Below are 9401 nucleotides of genomic sequence, written 5' to 3'. Positions count from 1 at the left end.
GCAATATTTGGATCACCTTGATCGTCAAGGATTGTCAGCTCGATTTTACGCCCCTTAATACCGCCTGCTGCGTTCAAATCATCTACATACATTTCAAGTGCATTTCTGCTAGCAAAGCCTAGGTCTGCAGAGGAACCGGATAGGGCAGAGACGAATCCGATTTGTATTGGGGCTTTATGTATGAGGGAGGTAATATATGTTGTAACGATTATGATCAGAATTAAAACAGCCGTAAAGATAAATGCTTTTGATTTCATGATGAACCTCCTAAACTCAAATATTGATTTTAAGCATTATTATAATGAGAATTATACCCAGTGTGCGATAAAATTACACAAACGACATAGAAATTGGTTTAAAAAGGCATAAATACCTTGAAAACAGGAAACCGTTTTCCTATAATAAAAGTAGGTGCTTATAAGTATATAAAATCCAAATGGTGTAAGGTTTAAAAGACTGCCATATAAAATAGCGAGTGATTATGTTTATTATAGGATATCTTTAATATAGTGATTATGCAACAAATGTTTAATAAAAAGAGGTGACCTCATGAAAATAACCATAAATGAAATAGCGAAAAAAGCAGGCGTTTCTAAGGCGACTGTCTCACGTGTTCTCAATAATTCAAAACCAGTAAATGAAGCCTTGAGGGCAAAGGTATTAAAAGTAATAGAAGAAACGAATTTTAGGCCAAATGCCCTGGCAAGGAGCTTGTCCCTAAATAAAACGAGAATTATAGGTGTTATTATACCCGAACTTGCAAATCCTGTATTTTCTCGCATCATATCCGGTATAGAAACCGTAACACGCTCTAAAAATTATTCACTGATGATCACCGCAACGGATTTTGATATCGATGTGGAGATCAATCATATAAATCTCTTTAAAGACAAGGGTGTGGAAGGCTTAATTTTACTAACCGATATTATTAATGATGAACTTCAGGAGGCTTTGGCATCCTTTGGTAAGCCAATCGTAATGATTGGATCAGATTGTAGCTCAGATGAAATTCCCAATGTTACAATAGATAATTTTAAGGCGGCCTATGAAGCAACACAATATCTCATTAACTTAAATCATAAGAGTATTGCCATGATCAGGGGACCTTTAACGGATCGATACTCTGGTAATCTTAGATTTGAGGGCTTTAAAACAGCACTTGAAGAGAATCATTTATATTTAGACACCTTGGTGAAGGTGGGAAAATACTCTTTTGAACATGGATATCAAGCCATGACCCAATTACTTGCTGAAAACAAAATGCCAACAGCCGTATTTTGTGCAAATGACCTCATGGCGATTGGGGCTTTAAAATGTGCTAGTGACAATGAAATAAATGTGCCGGACCAGCTCTCCATTATTGGCTTTGATGATATTGAAATCGCTGCCATGTATACACCTTCATTAAGTACGGTTCATCAGCCTTTTGAGGAAAAAGGAAAACTTGCAGCGACAAGCTTAATAAATAGGATTGAAATAGCATCAGATGATTCAGAGCAAATAGAAAAGGAGATTCCTTTAAGAGAAATTTTACCGCATCAGTTGATTATAAGAAAGAGTACAAAACGTCTAAAAGAATAGGTTGAGTTAGTTGGGACAAGAGAGATCTTGTCCATTTTTGTGTCTTTTTTCTCTGAAAATCTAGTTTTTTTATTGATAGTGACAAAACATTTAGGAATAAGAAAAGAATTTACAAAAAGTTAATTGATAATGATTATCAGTGGTGAGTAAAATAATAAAGGTCGGGTATATAAGCAATAGAAATAATATAAGGATGGCAAATATCTAATGATTCAAACTCTAATAGTCATTTCGAATACGACAAACCCATATCGTAATCATGCAATTGAAGAAATTTTACTAACCGAGTTTAAACAATACAGTCGGATATTTTTTATGTGGAAAAACGAACCCTCTGTTGTATTCGGCAGAAATCAAAATCCATGGAAAGAAATTTATGTCAATCGGGCGGTTGAAAATGGTGTACATTTAATTCGCAGGTTGTCAGGCGGCGGTACAGTGTATCATGATCTGGGAAATCTCAACTTCAGCTTTATAGAGTCCAATAGTCGATATGATGAAAGGCTTCATTTTGACATGATAAGAGCTTCTTTGAAACAGTTAAATGTCAATCTTGAGCTTAATAAGAGAAAGGATTTGCTGATCGATGGCAAAAAAGTCTCTGGCAATGCTTTCTACTTGAAGGGCAATCGACGATTGCACCATGGAACCTTGCTCGTCAGTTCAGACTTATCTCACTTATGGGGCGTTTTGAAGAGAAAAGAACCCAAAATCATTACTAAGGGGATTAGTTCTGTCACAAGCGAAGTGACTTCCTTGAAAACCCATCAGAGTGATTTAACCATGCAAGCTGTGCAAAACCAGCTGGTAGACCATTTCTATCGTTTGCATGAAAATGAAGTTGAAATTTTGACCACTGATGAAATTGTCAATTCCTATCCAGTTCAATATGAAAGCATTAGGGAAAGGTTAAAGTCATGGGCGTGGACATATGGCGAAACGCCACCCTTTGTTTACAAACTTAATGAAAAAAATCAGGTAAGGATCGCCAATGGCTATATAGAAGAAATTATTGGCTTTGAAAGTGAAAATTTTGGTAGATTGAAAGACGCAATCAGATTTAACGATCAATTTAAGGAGGTATAGTATGTTTTTAGAAAATGTAAACCCAATGACAGATGAGATGATTCAAATCCTAAACCCAAGGGGTGAGGTGGTTAAGCCTGAGTGGTTGCCGGACTTAACAAAAGAAGAAATTTTAAGAATGTATAAGACCATGAGATTAAGTCGAGTGATTGATGAAAAAACGCTGCAATATCAGCGCCAGGGTAGAATGTTGACCTATGCACCTAACTTAGGACAGGAAGCAGCTCAAGTGGGGTCTGCTGCAGCAATAAGACAGACAGACTGGGTAGCGCCATCCTTTAGAGAACTTGGTGTGTGGTTATATAAAGGTGCGCCGCTCTATAATATTTTCTTGTATTGGTTTGGTAATGAATTTGGTATGAAAATGCCTGAAGACGTAAGAATTTTACCAATTTCTGTACCGATTGCTTCACAATTTCAACATGCAACTGGACTTGCCTATGCTGCGAGACTTAAGGGTGAAGATGATGTGGCAATCGCTTATGTGGGAGATGGTGGAACTTCTCAGGGCGATTTTCACGAAGCCCTTAATTTCGCTTCGGTAAAAAATACTGCGAATGTCTTTATCATACAGAATAATCAATTTGCCATTTCCACTAGAAGAGCGCTTCAATCCAGAACAAAAACGATGGCGCAAAAGGCCTTGGCATATGGCATTCCTGGAATTCAAGTAGATGGTAATGATATTTTTGCCATGTATGCCGTGACCAAAGAGGCGGTTGAGCGTGCAAGAAGGGGTGAAGGTCCTACCTTAATTGAAGCCTATACCTACAGACTTGGTGCTCATACCACTTCAGATGATCCAACGGTTTATCGGGATGAATCAGAAGTAGAAGAATGGCGAAAAAAAGATCCAATTGACCGCTTTAGACTTTATCTTTATAGCCAAGGCTTATGGAGCGAGGCAGAGGAAGAAGCTTATGTGAACGAGCAGTCAGACTATGTAAAAGAAACCTTTGAGGCAGTTGAAAAATCAGGCTTAACGCCACTTGAAGATATTTTTGATTATGTTTATGCTGAGAGAACGCCTATTTTAGAGGCACAATACCAAGAACGCAAGGCATTTTATAATAAGGAGGGCAAATAATATGTTAGTACTTAATTTAATAGAGGCGATTACAAATGCACTAGATGTTGCCATGGCAGCAGATGAATCCATTGTGGTGTTTGGAGAAGACGTCGGCTTTGAGGGTGGTGTGTTTAGAGCAACAAAGGGTTTGCAGGCAAAATATGGCGAAGAGAGATGCTTTGACAGTATTCTCGCTGAGTCTTCTATTATAGGATCTGGAATTGGTATGGCCATTAACGGTCTTAAACCTGTTGTAGAGATGCAGTTTTCGGGTTTTATGTTCCCGGGTTTCAATCAAATTGTCACTCATGCAGCACGTATGAGAAATCGTTCAAGGGGGTTGTACACCGTGCCAATGGTAATCAGAATGCCTTATGGCGGTGGTGTTAGAGCACTCGAGCATCATTCTGAATCTCTTGAAACCCTATTTGCGCATACAGCTGGATTGAAGGTGGTTATACCATCGACGCCATATGATGCAAAGGGATTGCTTCTTGCGGCGATAATGGACCCAGACCCCGTAATTTTCCTCGAACCAAAGCGTATTTACAGGGCCTTTAAGCAAGAAGTACCTGAAGAGGCTTATACAATTCCGATTGGTAAGGCAAAGGTTGTCAAAGAGGGCACGGACCTTACAGTTGTGGCATGGGGTGCCATGGTTAAGGAGACACAAAAGGCAATTGAAGTGCTTGAAGGTGAAGGCCATAGTATAGAACTCATTGATTTAAGAACCATTTCACCAATTGACAAGGAAACCTTGATCAAATCGGTACAAAAGACAGGTAGATTTGCTGTGGTTCATGAAGCGGCAAGATCATATGGTCCTGGTGCAGAATTGATTACAATCATCAATGAAGGTGCGTTTTTATATTTAGAAGCGCCTCCAACTCGAATTACGAGTGTTGACACGATTGTGCCACTACCAAAGGGCGAACATCATTATGTGCCAAATGTTGAACTCATCACAAGTGAACTTAGAAATGTAATCAAATATTAGGAGGTGACATCATGTTCCATGTGAAATTTGCAGATATTGGAGAGGGCATTCACGAAGGTGTATTGCTTAAAATATTAGTTGAAGTAGGTCAATCCATAAAAGAGGGTCAAGACTTGTTTACGCTTGAAACAGACAAGGTCAACGCAGAGATTCCTTCGCCTACAGACGGGATTGTAAAAGATATTCGTTTTAAGGTTGGCGATAAAGTGAACGTAGGTGATGTCATTGTGGTTTTAGATGATGGTAAAGAAGGCCTTAGAAGCAATATGGAAGGTGGAGAGGTTCTGAAGGAAGCGCCTATGGCACCAGAAACCGAAACCAAACCAGAGTCCTCTGCTAAAGAGAACGTTTCAGAAGCAGGTAGTGCCAGTGTCGTAGGACAAATTGAAGTGTCTTCCGAACTGATTCCTTCAAGTGGTGAAGGCAGAAGTAATGAAAATGAACCACAAAAACAGACCGAAAAAGTTTTAGCGACCCCTGTGGCCAGAAAAATGGCCAAAGACTTGGGTCTTGATATACAAAAAATCGTAGGGACGGGTACACAGGGTCGTGTTATGAAGGAGGACATTCAAAAAGCGGCCAATGAGCTTTCGAACCATGATCACATGACAGATGCGTCAGCCGCATATTCATCTGATCCAAAACCTGTTTCTTCTCAAGGAAGCCGCTTACAGTCTTCGGCTAATGTACTGGTAGAGGATAATGATAAGCGCACTCAACGAATTCCAATGACCATGCTTCGTAAAACAATTGCGCAAAATATGGCACTTTCAAAATTTACAATACCGCATACCCTGGTCATGGATGAAGCTGATGTTTCAGAATTAGTCAATTTTAGAAATGAAGCCAAGCTTTTAGCTCAAGCTCAAGAAATCAAATTGACCTATCTTGCCTTCTTCATAAAAGCAGTGGTTTTAGGCCTAAAAAAATACCCTTATCTCAATGCATCGATTGATACAGTCAAGGATGAGATCTTATTGAAAAACTATTATAACATTGGTATTGCTGTGGACACACCAGATGGGCTTATGGTGCCTGTTATTAAAAACGCAGACCAGTTAAGCTTGTTTGAGATCGCCAGTGCAATTGACAGTCTTACTCAAAAGGCAAGAACTAAGACGATTGGACTGAACGATTTGTCTGACGGTACATTTACCATTACCAATTATGGTGCAGTTGGCGCAAGCTTTGGTGCACCTGTCATAAAATATCCTGAAGCCGGCATATTGGGTGTCGGTGCCATCACTAAAAAACCTGTGGTTGTGGATGATGAGATTGTCATAAGGTCTATATTGCCCTTATCGCTTTCCTTTGACCATAGAATCATTGATGGCGCTGATGCAGGTCGCTTTGTAGCTTATGTCAAAGAATTGCTTTCAAAGCCCAAATTGCTCTTGATGTTATAAAACAGAAAACCATTGGAGGTAAATATGAAACAGTTTGATATTATAGTACTCGGTGGTGGTCCGGGCGGTTATGTTGCGGCGATAAAAGCGTCGCAACTCGGTGCGAAAGTAGGGCTTATTGAAGTGGACAAGGTGGGCGGTGTCTGCCTTAACTATGGCTGTATTCCAACCAAAACCCTCCTAAGAAGTGCCAAGCTTTATCAAGATATGTTGGCGTCGACATCATATGGTATTGACATCCCAGGGATTGAAAATGTCACCATCAACTGGGAAAATATGATGAAACGTAAGACAAAGGTCGTAAAAAAAATAGTGGGTGGTGTCGAGCAACTCTTAAAGTTCAATAAAGTTGAAGTCATTAATGGATTTGGTGTCGTAATAGATGCCAATACCGTTAAAGTCAACGATGAAACATATACCGCTAAAAATTTGATACTCGCCACTGGCTCATCTGTGAAGCTGCCAGATATCGAGGGTATAGAGGAAGGCTTTAGAACTGGCAAGGTCATCGATAGCACAGGTGCTATTTCATTGACTGAACACCCTAAGAGTATTACCATTTTAGGAGGTGGTGTCATAGCGGTTGAATTCGCCACACTCTTTAACAGTCTCGGTACAAAGGTAACCATGCTTCAACGGTCAGATGTCATTCTCAAAAATCTGGACGAGGACGTCCGAAACACCATCCAAAAGCATTTAATTAATGAAGGCGTTGAAATTTTAACAGGGACAAATCTAAAATCTGTTTCGGGCAACACAGCCTACTATGAAATGGATGGTGAAATGCGTTCTGTTACGAGTGACTATATTTTGGCCAGCCTAGGTCGAGTGCCTAATCTCAGGGGCCTTGAAAATCTCAATTTAAAAATTGGGCGAAAGGGTGTGGAAACTGATGCGCATATGGAGACCAGTGTAAAAGGGGTATACGCTATTGGTGATATGGCTGGTAAAATGATGCTTGCCCACGTGGCATCTGCTGAAGGCATTGTGGCTGCAGAAGCCATTATGGGTGAAAAGACAGAAATTGATTATAAAAAAGTACCTTCATGTATCTACAGCTTCCCTGAGGTTGGTGTGATCGGTTATTCTGAAGAGGATGCTAAAAAGGCTGGTTACGACGTTGGTACAAGTTTATTTCCTCTTAGTGCAAATGGTAAGGCAATGGCAGAAGGTGAGACAACTGGATTTGTGAAAATTGTCCATGACAAAAAATATGGTGAGGTACTTGGTGTGCATATCGTGGCATCACATGCCACAGATATGATTGCTGAAGCGGCGGTTTCGCTTGAACTTGAAGGGACCATCTACGACTTGGCAAAAACAGTCCATCCACATCCGACCTTGTCTGAAATCGTCATGGAAGCGGCACATGGTGCTGTGGACAAGCCAATTCATATCATAAAGCGATAAACAATTCATAAGAAAATAGATTGTATCAGGGTAAAAGACATTATCAGGCATGGTTTGATAATGTCTTTTTTATATGGATAAAGGACATATTGGTCGAACTTTACTCGGTGCAATTTAATATATCCGACTAAAATAATAAGAATTAATCAAAAAGGTAACCTAGGAAACCGAATTGCCCCAAATATCCTGTTATACTGAGTTTAATAAATCACATCTAAAACATGTAAGGAGGATTATAATGATTAATGAAAAAATGAAAATAGGTGAACTCGTACGTGAGTATCCAGATACAGTTGATGTTTTATTCCAGTTTGGAATGGGTTGTGTAGGTTGTCCATCTGCTCAAGCTGAAACGATAGAAGAGGCGTCAATGGTTCATGGATTGAATTTGGAGCTTTTGCTTAAAGCTTTAAATGACAAGTTATAGGAGGCCGAGATGAGTGCATTTTTAGGACCTATTCACCACTGGCTATACAATAAAGTACTGTGGCACGAAGTATTACAACAAGATATTCTAAAATTAGCCTTTGAAAAGGGCTTTAACACAGACCTTCTTGAAAGTGAAAATATAAGCAGATATGGCGCACCTGAGCTAAGACCTCTTGAAGAAGTTATCGATGGTGGCAACATCCACGGATGGCTTCAATCAAAAATTGAAAGTTTAGAATACAGAATGGCAAATACAATCACGCATTTATTGAAAGCTCAAGTTTTAACCCTTGATGAGCTTAAGGGTATTTATGGTGAAAACGGTAAGCTGGCAGCTAAAAAAATAGGTGATGGCTTAAATCAACCGGATCAAATTTTTAAATCTATATTTGATTTTCAGCTTGATGGGATGCCATGTGATCGCATAAACAACCCTGTTGAGGGGAGTGAGGACCACTATAAGTGGGTCAAGAGAGCGTGTCTCCATACCGCTTATTGGGAAGCAGTTGGTGGTGATGTTAAGGTATACAATACACTTAGAGATCAATGGATGAATGCATTTATTCCACCAGCTTTTACACTGACTGTTACAGATGAAAGCACGTATGAGATCAGGAGGGCATCATGAACGGCATACAATTAATGATGGAAGAGCATCAGTTGATATTGAGAATGCTTAAGGTTATGAGAAATGCATGCTACAAAGTGTATCATAAGGGCGAGTACCATGAAGAAGACTTCGTTTTAATGATTGATTTTGTTAGACAGTATGCAGATGCACACCACCATGGAAAGGAAGAGAAAATGCTCTTCAATAGAATGGTAGAAGAACTTGGACCAGCAGCAGAAAAACTTGTAACTCACGGCATGCTTGTTGAGCATGATCTCGGAAGACTTCATATGAGACAACTTGAAACTGCAATGGGTGCTTACAAGGATGGCAATGATGAAGCTGTATTGGATATCATAGCCAATGCGATAGGATATACAGACTTGTTAAAACGTCATATTGATAAAGAAGACCGAGTGGCTTATACCTTTGCAGATAAGAATCTACCTGAAGCTTCACTCAATGCCCTGAATATGGAATGTGAACACTTTGAAAGAGACCAGGAGGCATTGGGCATACAGAAGAAATACCACCAATTGGTTCTTGAGATGGAAGCTAAATATAATTAAGGTAACCCGAACTTGAGTTTAAGATTAGAACCGAAGCGGTATAAAGATCAATTCACTAATAATTCTAATAACAGATTAAAATCAAGTCTATAATCAAATCAAAAAATATATCAATAAATCCCCCTTATGATAAGGTAATCATCTTCAAAGAAGTATGACACCTTAAAAATAAGGGGGATTTTAGTGTTTTTTATGACATACTACCTGACATGCCAAACAACATACCAGATACCATCGGAATTAG

At 39.3% G+C, this 9401-nt stretch carries 10 protein-coding genes; 9 read left to right on the top strand and 1 reads right to left on the bottom strand.

Going from position 1 to position 9401, the window contains the following annotated elements; genetic code table 11:
• Positions 1-257 (bottom strand): ABC transporter substrate-binding protein (locus AC220I_RS13815; RefSeq protein WP_486724434.1); only part of this gene is annotated, 257 nt, incomplete at its 3' end.
• Positions 258-549: 292 nt separating this feature from the next.
• Between AC220I_RS13815 and AC220I_RS13810 the strand changes: the two genes are divergently transcribed.
• From AC220I_RS13810 to AC220I_RS13770, 9 genes are all read left to right on the top strand, one after another.
• On the top strand, positions 550-1581 hold the full coding sequence (locus tag AC220I_RS13810; RefSeq protein WP_486724433.1) for a LacI family DNA-binding transcriptional regulator: 1032 nt from the start codon (positions 550-552) through the stop codon (positions 1579-1581).
• A gap of 207 nt (positions 1582-1788) precedes the next feature.
• Positions 1789-2667: a lipoate--protein ligase family protein gene (locus tag AC220I_RS13805; RefSeq protein ID WP_486724432.1), complete on the top strand. Its 879-nt coding sequence runs from the start codon at positions 1789-1791 to the stop codon at positions 2665-2667.
• Between the two features lies 1 nt (position 2668).
• Positions 2669-3754 carry a pyruvate dehydrogenase (acetyl-transferring) E1 component subunit alpha gene (gene pdhA / locus AC220I_RS13800; protein ID WP_486724431.1) on the top strand — a complete coding sequence of 362 codons (1086 nt, stop codon included), beginning with the start codon at positions 2669-2671 and terminating at the stop codon, positions 3752-3754.
• Position 3755: 1 nt separating this feature from the next.
• The gene (locus tag AC220I_RS13795; protein WP_486724430.1) at positions 3756-4733 is read left to right on the top strand and encodes an alpha-ketoacid dehydrogenase subunit beta; all 978 of its coding nucleotides are present in this window, start codon (positions 3756-3758) and stop codon (positions 4731-4733) included.
• 11 nt (positions 4734-4744) lie between these two features.
• Positions 4745-6139: a dihydrolipoamide acetyltransferase family protein gene (locus AC220I_RS13790; RefSeq protein ID WP_486724429.1), complete on the top strand. Its 1395-nt coding sequence runs from the start codon at positions 4745-4747 to the stop codon at positions 6137-6139.
• A gap of 24 nt (positions 6140-6163) precedes the next feature.
• A complete protein-coding gene (gene lpdA / locus AC220I_RS13785; protein WP_486724428.1) occupies positions 6164-7549 on the top strand; it encodes a dihydrolipoyl dehydrogenase in 1386 nt (461 codons plus the stop codon).
• A 238-nt stretch (positions 7550-7787) separates the two neighbouring features.
• A complete protein-coding gene (locus AC220I_RS13780; protein ID WP_486724427.1) occupies positions 7788-7976 on the top strand; it encodes a DUF1858 domain-containing protein in 189 nt (62 codons plus the stop codon).
• Positions 7977-7985: 9 nt separating this feature from the next.
• Positions 7986-8606, top strand: coding sequence for a hypothetical protein (locus tag AC220I_RS13775; protein WP_486724426.1), 621 nt, complete (start codon positions 7986-7988; stop codon positions 8604-8606).
• On the top strand, positions 8603-9157 hold the full coding sequence (locus tag AC220I_RS13770; RefSeq protein ID WP_486724425.1) for a hemerythrin domain-containing protein: 555 nt from the start codon (positions 8603-8605) through the stop codon (positions 9155-9157). The genes AC220I_RS13775 and AC220I_RS13770 overlap by 4 nt, the downstream gene beginning before the upstream one ends.
• Positions 9158-9401: the final 244 nt, after the last annotated feature.

Source organism: Fusibacter sp., from assembly GCF_057447755.1.
The sequence above is the reverse complement of the archived record's forward strand: the minus strand, read 5'-3'. Positions and strand labels throughout refer to the sequence as shown.

Excerpts from the sequence above, each read along its gene's own strand:
- AC220I_RS13795 (WP_486724430.1), top strand. The coding sequence starts at position 3,756 with ATGTTAGTACTTAATTTAATAGAGGCGATTACAAATGCACTAGATGTT.
- lpdA (WP_486724428.1), top strand. The coding sequence starts at position 6,164 with ATGAAACAGTTTGATATTATAGTACTCGGTGGTGGTCCGGGCGGTTAT.
- AC220I_RS13780 (WP_486724427.1), top strand. The coding sequence starts at position 7,788 with ATGATTAATGAAAAAATGAAAATAGGTGAACTCGTACGTGAGTATCCA.
- AC220I_RS13810 (WP_486724433.1), top strand. The coding sequence starts at position 550 with ATGAAAATAACCATAAATGAAATAGCGAAAAAAGCAGGCGTTTCTAAG.
- AC220I_RS13770 (WP_486724425.1), top strand. The coding sequence starts at position 8,603 with ATGAACGGCATACAATTAATGATGGAAGAGCATCAGTTGATATTGAGA.
- AC220I_RS13805 (WP_486724432.1), top strand. The coding sequence starts at position 1,789 with ATGATTCAAACTCTAATAGTCATTTCGAATACGACAAACCCATATCGT.
- AC220I_RS13775 (WP_486724426.1), top strand. The coding sequence starts at position 7,986 with ATGAGTGCATTTTTAGGACCTATTCACCACTGGCTATACAATAAAGTA.
- AC220I_RS13790 (WP_486724429.1), top strand. The coding sequence starts at position 4,745 with ATGTTCCATGTGAAATTTGCAGATATTGGAGAGGGCATTCACGAAGGT.
- pdhA (WP_486724431.1), top strand. The coding sequence starts at position 2,669 with ATGTTTTTAGAAAATGTAAACCCAATGACAGATGAGATGATTCAAATC.